The 19,292-nt window shown below is 70.7% G+C and carries 18 protein-coding genes; 11 read left to right on the top strand and 7 right to left on the bottom strand.

The annotated features are described in order from the left end of the window. Positions 1 to 25: 25 nt before the first annotated feature. Positions 26 to 1,399, bottom strand: coding sequence for a dihydrolipoyl dehydrogenase (lpdA, locus tag ACH3VR_RS06010; protein WP_396639858.1), 1,374 nt, complete (start codon positions 1,397 to 1,399; stop codon positions 26 to 28). Next, complete coding sequence (locus tag ACH3VR_RS06005; RefSeq protein ID WP_396639857.1) at positions 1,396 to 2,874, bottom strand: leucyl aminopeptidase; 1,479 nt, start codon at positions 2,872 to 2,874, stop codon at positions 1,396 to 1,398. Before ACH3VR_RS06005 ends, lpdA begins: the two co-directional genes overlap by 4 nt. Positions 2,875 to 2,959: 85 nt before the next feature. Between ACH3VR_RS06005 and ACH3VR_RS06000 the strand changes: the two genes are divergently transcribed. From ACH3VR_RS06000 to ACH3VR_RS05990, 3 genes are all read left to right on the top strand, one after another. After that, positions 2,960 to 3,880: a proteasome assembly chaperone family protein gene (locus tag ACH3VR_RS06000; RefSeq protein WP_396639856.1), complete on the top strand. Its 921-nt coding sequence runs from the start codon at positions 2,960 to 2,962 to the stop codon at positions 3,878 to 3,880. Between the two features lie 211 nt (positions 3,881 to 4,091). After that, a complete protein-coding gene (locus ACH3VR_RS05995) occupies positions 4,092 to 5,447 on the top strand; it encodes an RNA polymerase sigma factor (protein WP_396639855.1) in 1,356 nt (451 codons plus the stop codon). After that, positions 5,444 to 6,142 carry a coenzyme F420-0:L-glutamate ligase gene (locus ACH3VR_RS05990; RefSeq protein WP_396639854.1) on the top strand — a complete coding sequence of 233 codons (699 nt, stop codon included), beginning with the start codon at positions 5,444 to 5,446 and terminating at the stop codon, positions 6,140 to 6,142. The genes ACH3VR_RS05995 and ACH3VR_RS05990 overlap by 4 nt, the downstream gene beginning before the upstream one ends. A gap of 96 nt (positions 6,143 to 6,238) precedes the next feature. Here the strand turns inward: ACH3VR_RS05990 and ACH3VR_RS05985 are convergent, their stop codons facing one another. Further along, complete coding sequence (locus ACH3VR_RS05985) at positions 6,239 to 7,261, bottom strand: sugar-transfer associated ATP-grasp domain-containing protein (RefSeq protein ID WP_396639853.1); 1,023 nt, start codon at positions 7,259 to 7,261, stop codon at positions 6,239 to 6,241. Positions 7,262 to 7,306: 45 nt separating this feature from the next. Here ACH3VR_RS05985 and ACH3VR_RS05980 point away from each other — a divergent pair, with 45 nt between their 5' ends. Then, positions 7,307 to 8,029 (top strand): alanine racemase, encoded by a 723-nt coding sequence (locus ACH3VR_RS05980; RefSeq protein ID WP_396639852.1) that lies wholly within the window; start codon positions 7,307 to 7,309, stop codon positions 8,027 to 8,029. Beyond that, a complete protein-coding gene (locus tag ACH3VR_RS05975) occupies positions 8,026 to 9,057 on the top strand; it encodes an alanine racemase (protein ID WP_396639851.1) in 1,032 nt (343 codons plus the stop codon). Before ACH3VR_RS05980 ends, ACH3VR_RS05975 begins: the two co-directional genes overlap by 4 nt. A 3-nt stretch (positions 9,058 to 9,060) precedes the next feature. On the opposite strand, the gene ACH3VR_RS05970 is transcribed toward ACH3VR_RS05975, so the two are convergent. Further along, on the bottom strand, positions 9,061 to 9,279 hold the full coding sequence (locus ACH3VR_RS05970; protein ID WP_396639850.1) for a DUF7455 domain-containing protein: 219 nt from the start codon (positions 9,277 to 9,279) through the stop codon (positions 9,061 to 9,063). Positions 9,280 to 9,459: 180 nt separating this feature from the next. On the opposite strand from ACH3VR_RS05970, the gene ACH3VR_RS05965 reads away from it, so the two are divergent. Next, on the top strand, positions 9,460 to 11,529 hold the full coding sequence (locus ACH3VR_RS05965; RefSeq protein WP_396639849.1) for a DNA gyrase/topoisomerase IV subunit B: 2,070 nt from the start codon (positions 9,460 to 9,462) through the stop codon (positions 11,527 to 11,529). A 118-nt stretch (positions 11,530 to 11,647) separates the two neighbouring features. Here ACH3VR_RS05965 and ACH3VR_RS05960 read toward each other — a convergent pair whose 3' ends face one another. Continuing rightward, positions 11,648 to 14,107, bottom strand: a complete 2,460-nt coding sequence (locus tag ACH3VR_RS05960) for a DNA gyrase/topoisomerase IV subunit A (RefSeq protein ID WP_396639848.1) — start codon at positions 14,105 to 14,107, stop codon at positions 11,648 to 11,650. Positions 14,108 to 14,182: 75 nt separating this feature from the next. Here ACH3VR_RS05960 and ACH3VR_RS05955 point away from each other — a divergent pair, with 75 nt between their 5' ends. Then, positions 14,183 to 15,319, top strand: a complete 1,137-nt coding sequence (locus ACH3VR_RS05955) for an alkaline phosphatase family protein (protein WP_396639847.1) — start codon at positions 14,183 to 14,185, stop codon at positions 15,317 to 15,319. 8 nt (positions 15,320 to 15,327) lie between these two features. Here ACH3VR_RS05955 and sepH read toward each other — a convergent pair whose 3' ends face one another. Continuing rightward, entirely contained in the window at positions 15,328 to 16,374 is a 1,047-nt protein-coding gene (gene sepH / locus ACH3VR_RS05950) for a septation protein SepH (RefSeq protein ID WP_396639846.1), read from the bottom strand. A gap of 216 nt (positions 16,375 to 16,590) precedes the next feature. On the opposite strand from sepH, the gene ACH3VR_RS05945 reads away from it, so the two are divergent. Next, complete coding sequence (locus tag ACH3VR_RS05945) at positions 16,591 to 16,884, top strand: DUF4193 domain-containing protein (RefSeq protein WP_360127110.1); 294 nt, start codon at positions 16,591 to 16,593, stop codon at positions 16,882 to 16,884. 3 nt (positions 16,885 to 16,887) lie between these two features. On the opposite strand, the gene ACH3VR_RS05940 is transcribed toward ACH3VR_RS05945, so the two are convergent. Further along, complete coding sequence (locus tag ACH3VR_RS05940; RefSeq protein ID WP_396639845.1) at positions 16,888 to 17,388, bottom strand: DUF3093 domain-containing protein; 501 nt, start codon at positions 17,386 to 17,388, stop codon at positions 16,888 to 16,890. Positions 17,389 to 17,400: 12 nt separating this feature from the next. On the opposite strand from ACH3VR_RS05940, the gene dut reads away from it, so the two are divergent. From dut to ACH3VR_RS05925, 3 genes are read left to right on the top strand one after another with little or no spacing between them, the layout of a single operon-like run. Continuing rightward, positions 17,401 to 17,871 carry a dUTP diphosphatase gene (dut, locus tag ACH3VR_RS05935; RefSeq protein WP_396639844.1) on the top strand — a complete coding sequence of 157 codons (471 nt, stop codon included), beginning with the start codon at positions 17,401 to 17,403 and terminating at the stop codon, positions 17,869 to 17,871. Next, entirely contained in the window at positions 17,868 to 18,494 is a 627-nt protein-coding gene (locus ACH3VR_RS05930) for a DUF3710 domain-containing protein (RefSeq protein WP_396639843.1), read from the top strand. Before dut ends, ACH3VR_RS05930 begins: the two co-directional genes overlap by 4 nt. After that, on the top strand, positions 18,491 to 19,234 hold the full coding sequence (locus tag ACH3VR_RS05925) for a DUF3159 domain-containing protein (protein ID WP_396639842.1): 744 nt from the start codon (positions 18,491 to 18,493) through the stop codon (positions 19,232 to 19,234). Before ACH3VR_RS05930 ends, ACH3VR_RS05925 begins: the two co-directional genes overlap by 4 nt. The last annotated feature ends 58 nt before the right edge of the window (positions 19,235 to 19,292 follow it).

Here is a 19,292-nt window from a genome sequence, read left to right as displayed (position 1 = left end):
AGTGACGCCGTTCCGGCGCCGGGGTTCACAGGGCGTGCAGCGGCTTGCCCGCGAGGGCGAGGAACGCCTCGCCCAGCGCTTCGCTCTGCGTCGGATGGGCGTGCACGAACGGGGCGATGTCTTCGGGGTGGGCCTCCCAGCCGACGGCGAGCTGACCCTCTGTGATGAGCTCCCCGACGCGGTCGCCGATGAGGTGCACACCGATGATCGGACCGTCCTTCAGTCGCACGACCTTGACGACGCCCGAGGTTCCGAGGATCTCGCTGCGGCCGTTGCCCGCGAGGTTGTATTCGTAGGCGACGATGCCGTCCTGGCCGTGCGTCTCGGCCGCCTTGGCCTCGCTGAGGCCGACGGAGGCGACCTCGGGATGCGAGTACGTGACGCGCGGCACGTGGGCATCGGGGACGACGACGGGATTCAGGCCCGCGATCTCCTCGGCGACGAAGATGCCCTGCTGGAAGCCGCGGTGCGCGAGCTGGAGCCCGGGCACGATGTCGCCCACGGCCCACACGTGCTCCGCCGAGGTGCGCAGGCGCTCGTCGACGACGACGAAGCCGCGTTCGAGAGCGATGCCCGCCTCTTCGTAACCCAGGCCCGACGTCGCGGGACCGCGGCCGACCGCGACGAGCAGGTAATCCGCCTCGAACGTCTTGCCGTCTTCGAGGGTCACGGTGACCGCATCCGCCGTCTGCGTCGCGCTCGCGAAGCGCACGCCGAGGGAGTAGGCGATGCCGCGCCGGCGGAAGGCGCGTTCCAGGCCCTTGCTCAGCGCGACGTCCTCGACGGGGACGAGGTGGTCGAGCGCCTCGACGATCGTGACGTCGGCGCCGAACGACCGCCACACGCTCGCGAACTCGACGCCGATGACCCCGCCGCCGAGCACGACGACGCGACTCGGGATCTCGGAGAGCTCGAGCGCCTGCTCGCTCGTCAGGATGCGGCCCCCGATCTCGAGGCCGGGAAGCGTGCGACTGTACGAGCCCGTCGCCAGGATGACGTCGGCGCCGACGTACCGGTCGTCGCCCACGCGCACGGCGCGATCCGCCTCGAGCAGGCCCTCACCGGTGACGACGGTGATGCCGCGGGCCTTGACCAGCCCCTCGAGCCCCTTGAACTTCTTCGCGACGATCCCCTCGCGGTATGCGCGGACGCCCTCAGGGTCGATCGCGTCGAAGGTCGCACGGACGCCGACCGCGCTCGCCTCGCGGGCGAGGTCGGCGACCTCGGCCGCGTGCAGGAGCGCCTTCGTCGGGATGCAGCCTCGGTGCAGGCACGTCCCGCCGACCTTGTCCTTCTCGACGAGGGCGACGGACTTCCCGAGCTCGGCCGCGCGCACCGCAGCGGCATAGCCGCCGCTCCCGCCGCCGAGCACGACGACGTCGAAGGAGTGATCGGTCATCGCGCCGCCTCGCCCTCGATGAAGCGGATGAGCGATCGCACGGTCGCGGCAGTCGGGCCCTTGTCGGTGAACCCGAATCCGCCGCCCTTGTTCATTCCGACGCCGGCGATGTCGAGGTGCACCCACGGGATCCGAGGGGCATCGGCTTGGTCGGACGTGCGCCCGACGAAGCGGCGCAGGAAGAGTCCGGCGAACAGCGAGCCTCCCGCGGGGTCGCCGACCTTGGCGTTGACGAGGTCGGCGATCGGCGAGTCGAGCTCGTCGTTCATGTGCTCGGGCAGCGGCAGCTGCCACGCGAGCTCGTCGACCTCGGCCGCGGCGGCGAGGTATCGCGAGACGGCGTCGTCATCGCCCATCACCCCCGCGTGGCGCGTGCCGAGGGCGATCGTGATGGCTCCCGTGAGGGTGGCGACGTCGACGATGAGATCGGGATGCTCGCGACTGGCCGCGACGAGACCGTCGGCCAGCACCAGCCGACCCTCGGCATCGGTGTTGAGCACCTCGACCGTGGAGCCGTCGAGGAGCCTGAGCACGTCGCCGGGGCGCGTGGCCCGCCCGGAGGGCATGTTGTCCGCGATGCAGAGCCAGGCGCTGACCCGCACGGGGAGGCCGCGCGCGGCGACGGCGCGCAGCACCGCGAGGGCGGTCGCGGCACCGCACATGTCGTACTTCATGCCGACCATCGAAGCCGCGGGCTTGAGGGACAGCCCGCCCGTGTCGAACGTGATGCCCTTGCCCACGAGCGCGATGTGACGCGGGGCGCCCTCGGGCGCGTATTCGAGATGCACGAGCCGCGGCGGCCGGTCGGAGCCCTGGCCGACGCCGAGGATGCCTCCCCAGCCGCCGGCCGCGAGAGCCGCCTCGTCGAGCACCTCGACGGTGACGGGAAGCTCGGCGACGGCGTTCGTCGCGCGCTCGGCGAAGTCGGCAGGCCCGAGCCATTCGGCAGGGATGGAGACGAGGTCCTTGACGAGCGCGGCGGCGGCCGCGGCGGCCTGCACGGCCGCGACGTCGTCGGGGTCGGCATCCGTCGTCCCGTGCACGCGAACCGTCGCGGCGCGCAGCTTGGGTGCTTCGGATTTGTAGCCGTCGAAGCGGTAGCCCCCGAGCAGCGCGCCTTCCGCCGCGGCGCGCCACAGATCGGCGTCGGCCGCAGGCAGCGCGACCGACACGGTCGTCTGACCGGTGAGCGTACGGATGCCCGTGCCGACGGCGTCGCGGACGGCGGCGGCATCGGGCTTCGCGCCCGTGCCGACCACGGCGAGCGGAAGCGATGTGCTCTCGGGCGCGTACACGCGCTGATACGACGAGGACGCGCCGGTGAAGCCCGTCGCCAGCAGGGCGTCGCGCAGCCCTGGCCAGTCGTCGAGCCCGGGGGAGTCGTCTTTGTCGAGCGGCGGGAGAGCCAGAAGGATCGCTTCGGCGTCGGTCTCTCGAATCGGGGCGGTGGTGTACTCGAGGTCGGGGAACGACATGCCCACCATCCTAAGTACCGGCTGTTCGCTGTCAGCGGGACCCGCGGCGGCCCGGGTTCGACGGCCCGGCTCGTAGCATGGAGCCATGCCCCAGTCCGCGCCCCTGTTCGAGCGTGCCGTCTCGGCCCCGCCTGTGCCGACCGGGCTGCCGCTCGTCATCGCGCTCACGGGCTTCACGGATGCCGGCAGCGCCGTCAGCGGACTCGTCGACTACGTCCGCGACGAGCTCGACCCGACACCTGTCGCGATCTTCACCAACGACGTCCTGCTCGACTACCGCGCGCGCCGGCCGATCGTCGCGTTCGATCAGGACCACCTCACCGACTACACGCCGCCGCGACTCGAGCTCTCGCTGGCGCACGACGCCCTGGGGCACCCGTTCCTCGTGCTCGCCGGCTACGAGCCCGACTTCGCCTGGGACGGGTTCGCCGCGGCCGTCGTCGACTTCGCGCGCAGCCTCGCCGTCTCGACGATCACCTGGGTGCACTCGATCCCCATGCCCGTGCCCCACACGCGACCCATCGGCACGACCGTGAGCGGCACGCGCAAGGACCTCACGGCGGCGCACTCCGTCTGGCAGCCCCACACCCAGGTGCCCGCGACGGCCGGACACCTGCTGGAGTACCGGCTGAGCGAAGAGGGGTTCGCGATCGCCGGATTCGTGCTGCTCGTGCCGCACTACCTGGGCGACACCGAGTACCCCGCCGCGACTCTGGCCGCACTCGACAGCATCACAGTGGCGACGGGCCTCGTCTTCACGGGCGACGATCTGCGCGAGCAGAACCGCGAGTACCTCACCAAGGTCGACGAGCAGGTCACCGGCAGCGAGGAGCTCTCGCGCATGCTGCAGGGCCTGGAGGAGCGCTACGACTCCTACATGGCAGGCTCGACGTCGGCGACGCCGATCATCCACGCCGGCGATCTGCCGAGCGCCGACGAGCTCGCCGCCGAGCTCGAACGGTTCCTCGCGACACGCCCGTCCGGTGACGAGGACAAGCGGCCCTGACCGGGGAATGCGCCGAACGTTCGTCGCGTTGTGGTAAACGTGTCCCCCGCCGCGATCAGCGCGCGGCGAGTGTGAGACAATAGATGACCTGACCCGTTGTCAACGTGGTCCGCGAGACAACCTCGACGGGCGGCGGACTTGACAAGGGTCTTACTAGTGTCCGAAACGATCGGAGGACGCGGCAGCCGCGTCCGCCGATGAAAGGCGAACCGTGACCTCGAGCACGAAGACATCACCTCGATCCCGAGCAGCGAAGGACACCGAGGCAGAGACCCCCGTCGAGGAGGTCGAGAACAAGCCCGCCGCCAAGCGCGCGGCGGCCAAGACGAAGGCCGCGCCCAAGGCCAAGGCCGCGGGGTCCAAGGCCAAGAGCGACGACGACGAAGAGCTCGACGACGAGGAGCTGGACTCCGACGTCGAGCTCGACGACGAGGCCGGTGACGACTCCGACGACGACGCGGCGCCGGCCGCAGGCTCGCGCAGCAAGTCGGCCGCGGGCGACTCGGAGACCGACGGCGAGTCCGCCGAGGAAGAGGACGAGGAAGAGGAGGGCAAGGCCCCTGCCTTCTCGGAGCCGCTTCCCACGGGCGCGATCGTCATCTCGTCGAGCGACGAGGACGACATCCCGGTCTACTCGACGCAGATCACCGGAGCCACGGCCGACCCCGTCAAGGACTACCTGAAGCAGATCGGCAAGGTGCCGCTGCTGAACGCGGCCGAAGAGGTCGAGCTCGCGATGCGCATCGAGGCGGGCCTGTTCGCCGAGGAGAAGCTGTCGCACATGACGGCGGCCGAGAAGTCGAACCAGCTCGGCCTCGACCTGCAGTGGGTCGCCCGCGACGGCCAGCGCGCGAAGTCGCACCTGCTCGGCGCGAACCTCCGCCTCGTCGTGTCGCTCGCCAAGCGCTACACGGGCCGCGGGATGCAGTTCCTGGACCTCATCCAGGAGGGCAACCTCGGTCTCATCCGCGCCGTCGAGAAGTTCGACTACACCAAGGGCTTCAAGTTCTCGACCTATGCGACGTGGTGGATCCGCCAGGCCATCACCCGTGCCATGGCCGACCAGGCCCGCACGATCCGCATCCCCGTCCACATGGTCGAGGTCATCAACAAGCTCGCGCGCGTCCAGCGCCAGATGCTGCAGGACCTCGGTCGCGAACCCACGCCCGAGGAGCTCAGCCGCGAGCTCGACATGACCCCCGAGAAGGTCATCGAGGTGCAGAAGTACGGCCGTGAGCCGATCTCGCTGCACACTCCGCTCGGCGAGGACGGCGACAGCGAGTTCGGCGACCTGATCGAAGACACCGAAGCGGTCGTCCCGGCCGACGCCGTGGGCTTCACGATGCTGCAGCGTCAGCTCGAGTCGCTCCTGGACTCGCTGTCGGAGCGCGAGGCGGGCGTCATCCGCATGCGCTTCGGCCTCGGTGACGGCCAGCCGAAGACCCTCGACCAGATCGGCGACACGTTCGGCGTCACGCGTGAGCGCATCCGCCAGATCGAGTCGAAGACGATGGCGAAGCTGCGGCATCCCTCGCGTTCGCAGTCGCTCCGGGACTACCTCGAATGATCGGCGAGGCCAACGCCGGCAAGGCGCTGACCGTCGATCTCGAAGGCGCATCGTTCGCCCGCATCCCGATCAAGACGCGCGTCGTCATGCCGGGTGACGATCTCGACGCCTTCGTGCGCGAGTACGCGACCGATGTCGTGCAGCCCGGTGACATCCTCTTCGTGACCGAGAAGATCGTGGCGATCACGCAGGGCCGCTCGTACCCGATCGACTCGATCAAGCCGCGGAGACTCGCGTTCTTCCTGTCGAAGTTCGTCGTCAAGACGCCCTACGGCATCGGCCTCGGCATGCCCGAGACGATGGAGATGGCGCTGCGGGAGTGCGGAACGATCCGCATCCTGTTCGCCGCGGGCGTCTCGGCCGTCACGAAGCTGTTCGGGCGCAAGGGCGACTTCTATCGCGTCGCGGGCGACAAGGCGCGCTCGATCGACGGGCCCACGAGCGGGACGATCCCGCCCTACAACAAGGCGGTCGTGCTCGGTCCGGAGCGCCCGCGCGCCGTCGCCGCGCGGCTCAAGGGCCTGCTCGGGAACGGCGTCGAGGTCGCCGTCGTCGACATCAACGACATCGGCGGCAACATCCTCGGATCGACCCTGCTCAAGGAACGCGAGAAGCAGCTCGTCGCGATCCTGCGCGACAACCCCCTCGGCCAGGGGCACCAGTCGACGCCGCTCGGCATCGTCCGCGCCTCCTGAGGTGCTCGCCACCGCATAACCCGTGAGCCTCCACTGGGCTGCCGAGAGCGTGGGTGTCACCCGCGCCCTCGGCGCTCAGATGGAGGCTCACGGTGTTCAGAACCCGATGGCCTCGCGGTAGCGCGGCTTGTGGCCGGTGCGGATGCCCGTCGCGCTCGGCTTGTTCTCATAGACGCCTGCGGCCCAGTTGCCCTCGACGAGCACAGGCCCGGTCGGCGTCACGACGATGTCCCAGCCGACGTACTGCACCTCGGGGACGACACGGGCGACGCGGTCGACGAATGCCCTGACCTCGTCCATCATCGGCAGCTGGAAGTCGGCGATGCGCACGCCCGACTCGGGGTGGAACTCGTGGATGTGCGCGTGGGAGTCGTACCCGTTGCCGGCGGCACGGCCGGAGTCGTCGAGCATCGTGTAGAACCCGCCGTACGTCATCTGGTCGCTCACCGCGCCGCGGCCGAACTTCTGCGCGACCGCGAGGATGTGCGTCGTCTCACCGTCGAAGAAGGCGGTGACGCGCGTCGTGTTCACCGTGCCGGGGCAGACGGCGGCCAGGTCGGCGTGCTGGACGATGACCTCTTCGATGAGCAGCTCACCCCGCTCGAGGAGGCCTCGGTGGAAGGCATCCCAGTCCTCGATCTCCGTCGCGTGGTAGCGGTGCACGCCGGTGCCGGCCTGGCCGACGGGCTCTTTCGTCACGATCGTGCCGAGGCGCTGGGCGAACTCGCGCACGGCGTCGGCGTTGCCCTCCTCGACGACCATCCAGTCGCGGTGCAGGTGCTCGCTGAATCGGCGGTCGAACTCGATCTTGTCCTGGAACAGCCCGCGGAAGTCGGGGTGATCGTACTTCTGCGACAGCTGGTTCGAGACGGGGTGCGTCATGTACGTCGCCCGCTCCGCCTTGTTCAGGATCGCGAAGTCGTAGTCGATGTAGTCCTGGAACCCGACGTTGCGCAGGCCCGCCTGCCACAGCATGTCGACGACGATCGCGGGGCGCCACTTGCCGTGCTCCTCCGCGGCCTCGTGGGCTCGTTCGAGCACCGAGCCGACGTCGATGCGACGAGCGCGTCCGGCGAGATAGCGAAGGCGCGGCGCGAGGCCGAGGCCCTTCCGAGGCATGGGTGCTCCAGGGTCGGGTGCGGGGGACCCCGATAGTCTAGACGGGTGACTTCGGGCGATCGGATCGAGGACGCCGCGCCCTGGCGCAGCGCTCCCGTCGCCCGCATCGATCACCGTGCACTCCGCGCCAACGTCGAGGCGCTCCTGCTCCTGACCGGCGGGGAGTACGCGATCGCCGATCTGCGGCACGACGCGTGGGGTCACGGACTCCACGAGGTCGCGCGGACGCTCGTGGACACCGGCGTCGACGGCCTCCTGGTCGATGAGCGGGAGTCGGCCGGGATGGCGGACGCCCACCCCGGCGTGGCGGTCGAATCGGTCGGCGAGGCGACGCTCGACACCTCCGCCCTCTACGGCCTGCCCGGCACCGCCGGTGTCCCGGTCATGCGCCTCTCAGGCTCGGTGCTCGTCGTGAAGGCGCTGCACGCGGGGGAGGGCGTCTCGTACGGATTCACCCATCGCGCGGCCGAGGACACCCGCATCGCGCTCGTGACGGGCGGCTACGCGCAGGGGGTCGTGCGGTCGCTCGGGGATCACGCGCGCGTGCGCATCGGCGAGGCACTGCACACGATCGTCGGCCGCGTCGCGATGGACGTCTGCGTCGTCGACATCGGCGACGCAGACGTCGCGCGCGGCGACGAGGCGGTGTTCTTCGGCCCCGAGGCCGACGACCCCGACCTGGCGCGCTGGACCGCGCACACGGGCCTGGACGGGCCCGAGATCGTCGCGGCCGTCGGCAGCCGCGCACAGCGGGAGCACGTGTCGTGACCGCCGAGCTCCGCATCGATCTCGACGCCTTCGCCGACAACCTCGCCGCCATCCGCAACCGGGTCGCGCCCGCCGCGCACATGCTCGTCGTGAAGGACGACGCCTACGGTCACGGCCTCGAGGCGATCGTGACGCGCGCGTGGGCGGAGGATGTGCGCTGGTTCGGCGCCTTCGACGTGCGCACGGGCAGCGCCGTGCGCGCATTCCTCGGCGCTGAGGCGCGCATCTTCGTCTGGATCGTCGCGACCGCCGAGGAAGCCCGGGCGGCCGTCGACGCCGACCTCGACATCGGGGTGGGGGATGCCGCACTCCTGGAGGACGTCGCCGCGGCGTCGGGCCGCGGCCGCGTCCACCTCAAGATCGACACGGGCCTGCACCGCAACGGCGTGCGTCCCGAGGAGTGGCCCGGGTTCGTCGCGCGCGCGGCCGAGCTCGAGCGTGACGGCGCGCTGGAGGTCGTCGGCGTGTGGAGCCACATCGCGGAGGCCTCCGACGCCGAGGACGACGCCGCCCGCACCCTCTTCGACGCGGCGGTGCGCCAGGCACAGGATGCGGGACTCCGACCCGTTCTCCGCCATCTCGCGGCGTCCGCCGCCGGCTTCGCGCGACCCGAGTTCCGCTACGACCTCGTCCGCATCGGCGCGTTCGCGTACGGCATCCGCCCCGCCGGCGGACCGGGGGAGGCCGAGCTCGGCATCCGTCCCGTCTCCACCCTCGCGGCGCACGTGGCGCGTGTGGACGGCGAGGATGTCACGATCGACGTCGGCGGTCTGGACGGTCTCCCGTCGACGCTCGCCGGGCGGCTCGAGGTCGGCACGATCCAGGGGTCGCGCGCCGTTCGGGTCATCGGGCTCAGCGAGAGCACGGTCGCGGGCTGGTCGACGGCTCAGGTCGGGGACGAGGTGCTGGTCCTCGGTGCCGGTGCACCTGCGAGCGTCACCGACGCGGCCGAGCGCATCGGCACGATCGGCGAGGAGATCGCACTGCGGTTCTCGCCGGGGATGCCGCGCGTCTACCGCGGCGGCTGAGCGTTACTCGCTGAGCCGTGCGGTCTCGTCGTGCCACGACGTGGCGATCGCGCGAAGCTTCTCTTCGTACTTGCGGCCGTGGTGCGCGCAGAACAGCAGCTCGCTGCCGTTGACCTCGGCGGCGATGTAGGCCTGCGCGCCGCACGAGTCACAGCGGTCCATCGCGGTGAGGCGGTATTCGAGGAGGGAGCCGGACTCGGCGGGTGTCGAAAGCGTATTCATCTCGTGGCCTCCTCGTGCTGCGTGTGCTCGGTGCTCCGCTTCTGCGGGTCATGACATACAACCACGCGAAGGTTTCGGGAATGCCGCGAACAGGTCACATTTCGCTGTGCGCGTACCGGGAATACGAGGCTCCGTGTCTGTGCTCCACGGCGTCGGCCGCCCCGGATAACCTTGACATTTGTGACCTCCGAGTATTCCGCCCATCATCTTCAGGTGCTGGAGGGCCTCGAAGCGGTCCGCAAGCGCCCCGGCATGTACATCGGCTCGACCGACTCGCGCGGCCTCATGCACTGCCTCTGGGAGATCATCGACAACTCGGTCGATGAGGCTCTCGCCGGCCACGGCGGCCGCATCGACATCATCCTGCACGCCGACGGCAGCGTCGAGGTGCGCGACCGAGCGCGCGGCATCCCCGTCGACATCGAGCCGCGCACGGGTCTCACGGGTGTCGAGGTCGTCTTCACCAAGCTGCACGCCGGCGGAAAGTTCGGCGGCGGCTCGTACGCCGCCTCCGGCGGTCTGCACGGCGTCGGCGCATCCGTCGTCAACGCCCTGTCCGAGCGACTCGACGTCGAGGTCGACCGCGACGGCAAGACGTGGGCGATGTCGTTCCACCGGGGCGAGCCGGGAACGTTCGCGGGAGGCACACCGGATGCCGCGTTCTCACCGTTCGAGGCCAGCTCCGAACTCCGCGTCGCGGGGCGTGCCGCGAAGGGCGTGACCGGCACCCGCATCCGCTACTGGGCCGATCGGCAGATCTTCACGAAGGATGCCGCGTTCAACCTCGAGGAGCTCGAGCAGCGCGCCCGCCAGACGGCGTTCCTCGTGCCCGGGCTCGAGATCGTCATCAGCGACGAGCGCGAGGGGGGCGTCAACCTCACCACTTTCCGGTTCGACGGCGGCATCTCCGAGTTCGCCGACTTCCTGGCCCCCGATGCCGCCGTCACCGACACGTGGCGCCTCACCGGCTCGGGCACATTCAAGGAGACCGTGCCCGTCCTGCAGCCGACGGGCGCCATGGTGCCGACCGAGCTCGAGCGCGAATGCCACGTCGACGTCGCGGTGCGCTGGGGCACCGGCTACGACACAGCGAACCGCTCGTTCGTCAACATCATCGCGACCCCCAAGGGCGGTACGCACCAGCAGGGCTTCGAACTGGGGCTCATGAAGGTGCTGCGCGCGCAGGTCGAGCAGAACGCGCGGCGCCTCAAGGTCGGCACCGACAAGCTCGAGAAGGACGACATCCTCGCCGGCCTCACGGTCGTGCTCACGGTGCGGCTTCCCGAGCCGCAGTTCGAGGGCCAGACGAAGGAGGTGCTCGGCACTCCCGCCGTGCGGCAGATCGTCGCCAACGTTGTGACGCGCGAGCTCACGGCCCGCTTCGCCTCGACCAAGCGCGACGACAAGAACCAGACCGCGCTCCTGCTCGACAAGATCGTGGCGGAGATGAAGGCGCGCATCTCGGCACGCGCCCACAAGGAGACGCAGCGCCGGAAGAACGCGCTGGAATCGTCGTCGCTGCCCGCCAAGCTCGCCGACTGCCGCACGAACGACGTCGCCGACTCGGAGCTGTTCATCGTCGAGGGCGACTCCGCGCTCGGCACGGCCAAGCACGCGCGCAACAGCGAGTACCAGGCGCTCCTGCCGATCCGCGGCAAGATCCTCAACGTGCAGAAGGCGTCGATCAGCGACATGCTCGGCAACGCCGAATGCGCCTCGATCATCCAGGTCATCGGGGCCGGGTCGGGCCGTTCGTTCGACATCGACTCAGCGCGCTACGGCAAGGTCATCCTGATGAGCGACGCCGACGTCGACGGCGCGCACATCCGGACGCTCCTGCTGACGCTGTTCTTCCGCTACATGCGGCCGCTCATCGAGGAGGGCCGCGTCTACGCGGCCGTGCCGCCGCTGCACCGCGTCGTCGTGATGAACCCGGGGTCGAAGCCCAACGAGACGATCTACACCTACAGCGAGCCGGAGCTGCACGGGCTCCTCACGAAGCTCGGCAAGTCGGGCAAGCGCTGGCAGGAGCCGGTGCAGCGCTACAAGGGCCTCGGTGAGATGGATGCCGAGCAGCTCGCGACGACGACGATGGACCGAAACGGCCGCACGCTGCGCCGTGTGCGGCTGGAAGACGCCGAAGCGGCGACGACCGTGTTCGAGCTGCTGATGGGCAACGAGGTCGCCCCGCGCCGCGAATTCATCGTGAGCTCGAGCGACCGGCTCTCGCGCGAGTCGATCGACGCCTGACCCACGCACGCACGGCTCGCCGACCCATCCCCTCTGTCGGTGAGACTCCACCTGAGTGCCGAGAGCGCGGGTGCCACCCACGCGTTCGGCAGCCCCATGGAGGCTCACGGGTTCCGGGTCAGCGGATGGCGGTGCCGACCGCGCCGACGACCCCGTCGATCGGCTGACCCGAGGCATCCCGCTTCGCGCCGGACGCCGGAAGGGCGCGCGTCGCGCCGTCCGCCGCCACAGCTCTCGGCTCGCTGCCGACCCACGCGATCGTCAGCGTGTCTTCGCCCTTCAGGAAGCGCTGGGCCCGCACACCGCCGGTCGCCCGGCCCTTGGCGGGGAACTCGGTGAAGTCCGACACCTTCGCCGAGCCGGCGTCGGCGCCCGCGATGGCCTGAGTGCTGCCGGCGATCGTGACGACGACGGCGTCGAACGCGGACGCGCCGACGACGCCGAAGAACACGACCCGCTCGCCCGGGGCGACGCGCACTCCCGCCATGCCGCCCGCCGCGCGGCCCTGCGGCCGCACGGAATCCGCGTCGAACCGGAGCAGCTGCGCGTCGGAGACGACGAACACGAGTTCGGCGCCGTCGCTCGCAGGGGCCGCGCCGACGACGTGGTCGCCGTCCTTGAGCGCGATGATCTCGAGGTCGTGCTTGTTGCCGAGCTCGCTCGCCGCGACCCGCTTCACGACGCCCTGCGCCGTGCCGAGTGCGATCGGTGGCCCGTCGGTGAGCGGCACGATCCCGACGACGTGCTCGCCGGACGCGAGCCCGAGGTACTGGTCGGCGCGCGTGCCCGCCGCGAGCTGCACCGAATTGCCGGGCACCGACGGAAGGTCGACCGGGGTGAACCGCACGAGGCGGCCCGTCGACGTGACGGCGCCCACGTCGCCGCGCGTCGTCGCGTCGACGGCGGCGAGGATCGCGTCGTGCTTCGCACGCCGCGACGGCGCCACGATGCCGCCGCTGGGCGCATCCGGGGTCAGCTCCGCGCGCACCATGCGACCCGTCGCCGAGAGGTAGACACGGCACGGGGCGTCGGCGATCTGCAGATCCGGCGCAGACGCCGCGGCCCGGGAGCGGGGCGCCACGGGGCCGCCGTTGAGCAGCAGGGTGCGCCGGGGGGTGCCATAGGTCTCGGCGGCGGCATCCAGCTCGCGCGCGACCTGTGCGCGCAGGAGCACCTCGCTGCCGAGCAGCTCTTCGAGCGCGGCGATCTCGCCGAGGAGGGCGTCGCGCTCGGTCTCGAGCTCGATGCGCGAGAACTTCGTGAGGCGCCGGAGGCGCAGCTCGAGGATGTACTCCGCCTGCAGCTGGGACAGGTCGAAGACGTCCATGAGGCGCGTGCGGGCCTGCTCGCCGTCGTCGGACGCGCGGATGACCTGGATGACCTCGTCGATGTCGAGGATCGCGATGAGCAGGCCCTCGACGAGGTGCAGGCGTTCCTTGCGACGGGCGAGACGGTACTCGCTGCGACGCGTGACGACCTGGAGCCGGTGGTCGAGGTAGACGCGCAGCAGCTCCTTGAGGCCGAGCGTCTGCGGCTGCCCGGCGACGAGGGCGACGTTGTTGATGCTGAACGAGTCCTCGAGCGGTGTGAGCCGGTAGAGGTGCTCGAGCACGGCCTGCGGGTCGAACCCGGTCTTGATGCCGATGACGAGGCGCAGGCCGTTGTGCCGGTCGGTCAGGTCGGTGACGTCGGAGATGCCCTGCAGCTTCTTCGACTGGACGGCATCCTTGATCTTCTCGATGATGCGCTCGGGGCCGACGAGGTAGGGCAGCTCCGTGACGATGAGACCCGTCCGACGGGGTCCGAGCGACTCGATCGCCACCTTGGCGCGGGTGCGGAAGCTGCCCCGGCCGTTCGCGTACGCGTCCTTGATGCCGTCGAGGCCCACGATGATGCCGCCCGAGGGGAAGTCGGGGCCCGGCACGAACTCCATGAGCTCTTCGACCGTCGCCTCGGGGTGCTCGAGCAGGTGCACGGCGGCGCCCACGACCTCGATGAGGTTGTGCGGCGCCATGTTGGTCGCCATGCCGACCGCGATGCCCGTCGCGCCGTTGACGAGGAGGTTGGGGAAGGCGGCCGGCAGCACGGAGGGCTGCTGGAACTGGCCGTCGTAGTTGGGGATGAAGTCGACGACGTCCTCGTCGAGGTTCTCGGTGAGCGCAAGAGCGGCCGGAGCGAGCCGGGCCTCGGTGTAGCGCGGCGCGGCGGGGCCGTCGTCGAGCGAGCCGAAGTTGCCGTGCCCGTCGACGAGCGGCACGCGCAGCGAGAAGGGCTGCGCCAGACGCACGAGCGCGTCGTAGATCGGCGCGTCGCCGTGCGGGTGCAGCTTTCCCATGACCTCGCCGACGACGCGGGCGCTCTTGACGTGACCGCGGTCGGGCCGCAGGCCCATGTCGGCCATCTGGAAGAGGATGCGCCGCTGCACGGGCTTGAGCCCGTCGCGCGCGTCGGGAAGCGCACGCGAGTAGATGACGGAATAGGCGTACTCGAGGAACGAGCCCTGCATCTCCGCCGCGACGTCGATGTCTTCGATGCGTCCGTGATCGGCGGGAACAGGTTCAGTGCGGGAAGCGGGCATGACGATCTGGCCTCGGGGACGGGCCGGCGGAAAGAGCCGGCGGGGGCTGCTCGCCGGTGTGCGAGACTGGCCCGGATGTCCCTCAGCCTACCCGCGGAGCCGCCGCGCGCCCGGAGCCTGACCCGTGTCGTACCCGAGCTGCTCGCCGCCCTGGGCGGGGGAGGAGACTGGTTCGGCCCCGCAATGAGCGCCGTCGTCTTCGTCGTCGACGGTCTCGGCGCACGCAATCTGTCCGCCCGCACCGGCCATGCCCGCTTCCTCGCCGAGCGAGGTGGACGCAAGGACGTCGCGCGCTCGGTCTTCCCTTCGACGACAGCCGCGTCGCTCACGTCGCTGCTGACGGGCGTCGAGCCCGGCGAGCACGGACTCGTCGGCTATCGCGTGCGGATCCCCGGCACCGACGACGCGCCCAACCAGCTCAAGGGCTGGGAGACCGACGGCCTCGACCCGCTGACGTGGCAGCGCGCGCAGCCGATCCTGTCGCGCGAGTCGGCCGCGGGACGGCCGTGCTTCGTGGTCTCGCGGCCCAAGTTCGCGGGCTCGGGCTTCACGCACGCGACGATGCGCGGCGCCGAGTTCGTTCCGGCGCCCGACGCCGGCACGGGCGCGAGCATCGCCGCCGACGTCGCGGCGCAGCATCCCGGATCGCTCGTGTATCTGTACGCTCCCGAGCTCGACGGCATCGCGCACAAGCACGGCTGGGAGTCGGACGAATGGGCGGAAGGCCTCGAATCGGTGGATGCCGCGGCCCGCTCGCTGTCGGCGGGGCTGCGCCCCGGCATCGGCGCCCTCGTCACGGCCGACCACGGCATCGTCGACGTCCCGCGTCACCGCCACGTGCTGCTCACGGCCGGTGACGGGCTGGTCGACGACGTGCGGGTCATCGGCGGCGAGCCGCGCATGCTGCACCTGTACACCGAGGAGGGCAGGGCGGATGCCGTGCTCGACGCCTGGCGCGCGTCCGAGGGCGCACGGTCGTGGGTCGTGTCACGCGACGAGGCGATCGCCGCAGGCCTGTTCGGGCCCGTCGACGACGGTGTGCGCGAGCGCATCGGCGATGTCGTCGTCGCCGCACGCGCGGGCATCGCGTATTACGACGATCGGTTGGCCGACAAGGGCCCGCAGAACATGATCGGTCAGCACGGCTCGCTGACCGACGAGGAGCGGACGGTGCCGCTCATCCGGCTGGGAGCCTTCGCCCAGCCTCGCTGACCGGGCGGCTAGTCTTCGCCGCGCGCGCCGGCGCCGAAGACGATCTCGTCCCACGACGGCATCGAGGCCCGCCCCTTGCGGCGGCCGGACGCCTCGGCGGCGACGGGCCGGTCGGGCGTGAGGTCGGGCTCCTTCTCGGACGGCGTCGACTCGACGTAGCCGGGCTCGAGCGCGTCGAACAGCGCGACCGGCGTCGACGATCGCGACGCCGCGACCTCTTCGGCACCCGGGAGCGGCTCCCGCTGACCTCGCCGGCGTCGCAGCGCCTCGAGCAGGTCCGCGGTCTCGGGCGAAGTCACGAGGGTCTCCTCGGCGCGCTTGATCGCAGCCTGCTGCACCGCTGCCGGGGCGGGCGATGGCACGTCGGGCTTCTCGAGGTCGGCGTCGGGGACGGGCAGGCGGCGCGGGCCGAACGCACCGCTGTCGAAGCGCGAGTCATCCTTTACGAGCGGCGTCTCGAGCGCCCGCAGCCGGGGTATGAGCCCCTCGGGCAGCGAACCCTGGCGGGACAGCTGGATCGCGTCGGGGTTGAGGGGGGAGAGCGTCGATCGCCGCGGTTCGAAGCCCCAGCGCGCATCGTGGCCGATCTCGGCCGCCGTGAACTCGAGCTTGACGATCCAGCCCGTGGATTCCTTCCAGCTCGTCCAGCGCTCACCCGTCGCGCCCGCCTCGGCGAGCTTCGCGCGCACGGCCGTGCCGAACGTCGGGTGGGTGTCGCCGTCGAGATCGGAGCCGAGCAGCACGGGCACGGCGAGAGCCTGGCCGACGACGTGCTCGCGCTCGGCGAGCACGGGCCCCTCGAAGCGGGCGACGTCCTCGACGCGCGCGCCCAGGAGGCTCGCGACCTCCTCGGCCGACAGACCTGCGCGGATGTGCGCCTGGATCTCGCGCGGGCTGGGCCGCGATGCCGAGCGTTCGTCGCCGTCGCGCTCGCGACGGGCTCGGCGCACCTCGGCACGCAGCACGTCGTCGATCGCCAGCGAGAAGCGCTCGCCCGACTCGGTCGCGAGGACGATCACGTCGTCCTCGGTTGCGATGACCTTGAGCTGTTCCATGCGAAACGCCCTCTCCGATCCAGCCGTGGTGCGTCCATGCTCACACGGCCGCAGGGGAGCGGCCGGGAATAACGCGGGCGCGCCGCGAGTTTCACGGATGCACACGTCGGGAAACCCGCTGAGTGAGCATTTGCGAAATGCTCCGCCGTCGTGCAAACTATCGCCGCCCATACGGGCATGCGACACCAAGATTTCCGGAAGTAGAGACGTTCACGCATGGCTACGGATTACGACGCCCCCCGCAAGACCGAGGACGACAGCGAGTCGATCGAGGCCCTCAAGGAGCGGGTTCCCGACAAGATGTCGGGTTCGGTGGATGTCGAGGATGCCGACAACCCGTCGGGCTTCGAACTCCCCGGCGCCGACCTCTCCGATCTCGAGCTCGACGTCGTCGTGCTCCCCGCTCAGGAGGATGAGTTCACGTGTGTGAACTGCTTCCTCGTGAAGCACCGCTCGCAGCTCGACCACGAGCGCGCCGACGGCCCCATCTGCACGGAGTGCGCGGCGTAAGGCCTACTCGGACGCAGTTCTCGAGGCAGCCTGCGCCTTCCGGATCGCGGCGGCGAGGCGGTCGGGCGTCCGCGACGACACGACCCACACGGGGGTCGGGTCGTCGGGATCGTCGACCGACACGACCACGACGCCGTCGATCCCGCCACGGATGACGTGCCACGCGCGCGGGTCGAGTCCCGGCCCGCGCGCGTTGCGCGCGTCCTCACCCGTGGCGATCGCCGGATCGCCCAGCAGTTCCACGGGGATGCGCGCGCGACCGGCGTGCAGCATCCCGTCGCGCACCGCCACGACGGGCGATCCTGCGATGAGCAGCGTCACGAAGGCGACCCCCGCGACGATGCCGGCGACCAACGCCGCCGTCGTGTCGATGGGCGCGAAAACGAGCGCCGCCATCGGCGCGACGACCGCCGCGCCGACGAGCACCCAGAGCGATGGACTGAGTCTTTCCCGGAAGAGCGGGGGTGCATCCGCACCGACGCCGCTGCCTGCTGTCTTCTGCATTACCCTCTACGAGTGACCGAAACCGTGGACGTCCTCATTATCGCGCCCGAGGTTCCGAGCTACGCCCACCCCGGCGACGCCGGCGCCGATCTGATCGCCGCCGAGGCGGTCCGTCTCGAGCCCGGCCGCCGCGCCCTCGTGGGCACGGGCGTGAGCATCGCGCTCCCCGAGGGCTACGCCGCATTCGTCGTCCCGCGCAGTGGCCTGGCCGCCAAGCACGGCATCACGGTCGTCAACTCGCCGGGCACGGTCGACGCCGGCTACCGCGGCGAGATCAAGGTCACCCTGTTGAACACCGACACCGAGCACGCGTACGACATCGCCGCGGGGGACCGCATCGCGCAGCTCATCGTGATGCCTGTGGCACGCGCGCGGTTCATCCCCGTCGAGACGCTGCCCGAAAGCGTCCGCGGCGACGGCGGGTTCGGCTCCACCGGCTATCAGAGCTCCAGCGACTACCAGAAGGAGGGGGTTCAGGCATGACCGACGCCACTCCCGCAGACAGCACCCCGGACGAGATCGAGGCCGAGGTCGTCTCCGAGCCCGCCATCGCGGACCGTGCCACGACAGGGCCGTTCGACGAGTCCGAGGCGAACCCGGTGCGCCCCTACATCGACCTGGGCGGCATCAAGATCCTGCCCCGCGAGGGCCTGAACCTGCGCCTCGAGGTCGAGGAGCAGACCAAGCGCATCGTCGCCGTCGGCCTCGACTACGCGAACTCGACCCTTCAGGTGCAGCCCTTCGCGGCGCCGCGGTCGACGGGCCTGTGGGAGGAGACGCGCGAGCAGATCCGCCAGCAGATCCGCCAGCAGGGCGGTCGCGTGGAGGAGCGGGAGGGTCCGCTCGGCCCCGAGCTCCTCGCCGAGGTGCCCGTCATGGCCGGGCCCGAGGGCACGACCGGAAAGCGTCTCGCGCGGTTCGTGGGCGTCGACGGCCCCCGCTGGTTCCTCCGCGGCGTCATCGGCGGAGAGGCCACGACCGACGTGGATGCCGCAGCCAAGGTCGAAGACCTCTTCCGGTCGATCGTGGTCGTGCGCGGCGGCTCGCCCATGCCCCCGCGCGACCTCATCCCGCTCAAGATGCCCGCGACGCCGGGCACGGCATGACCGACGACCGCGACCAGGCGGCGGCACCCGACCCCGACGACGCGAAGTCCGACCAGTCGGCATCCGACCTCCTGGGCGCCGCTCTCGGCGGCGCTGCGCGCCGCGCAGGGCTCGACCCGGCGACGGGGGCGAGCACGGGGCATGTCGTCTGGCGCGCGATGGGCGGGTGGCGCGGCATCCTGGAGTCCGTCCTTCCGTCTCTCGCGTTCCTCGTGCTCTACACGGCCACGCAGGAGCTGCTCCTCTCGCTCATCGTCTCGGTCGGCATCGCGCTCGTCTTCACGATCGTGCGATTGTCCATGCGCCAGCCCGCGAGCGCGGCCATCGGCGGCCTCGTCGCGACCGGTGCCGCTGCGGCCCTCGCCCTGTGGACCGGGCGGGCGGCCGACAACTTCGTGTGGGGATTCATCACGAACGGCCTCTACGGCACGGCCTTCCTGGTGTCGGCCCTCATCGGATGGCCGCTCATCGGCCTCGCCGTCGGATTCCTCATGAGCGAGGGCACCAGGTGGCGCGCCGACGCGCGCAAGCGCCGGGCGTTCTTCTGGCTCTCGATCGCGTGGGCGGGCCTGTTCGCCCTGCGCCTCGCGGTGCAGCTCCCGCTCTATTTCGCCGACAACGTGACGGCTCTCGCGACGACGAAGCTCATCATGGGCCTGCCGCTGTTCGCGCCGCTCGTCGCGGTCACGTGGCTCGCCGTGCGCGCGCTCTACCCGCGCTCGGAGCCCTCCGCCGAGTGATACATTTATCTCGATATCGAGATAAATCTCCCCTCGGATCCGCTTAGGCGATCCTCAC

The organism is Microbacterium alkaliflavum (genome assembly GCF_044325405.1).
In the GTDB taxonomy this organism is placed as follows: domain Bacteria; phylum Actinomycetota; class Actinomycetes; order Actinomycetales; family Microbacteriaceae; genus Microbacterium; species Microbacterium alkaliflavum.
This window is presented reverse-complemented; position numbering and strand designations above follow the sequence as displayed.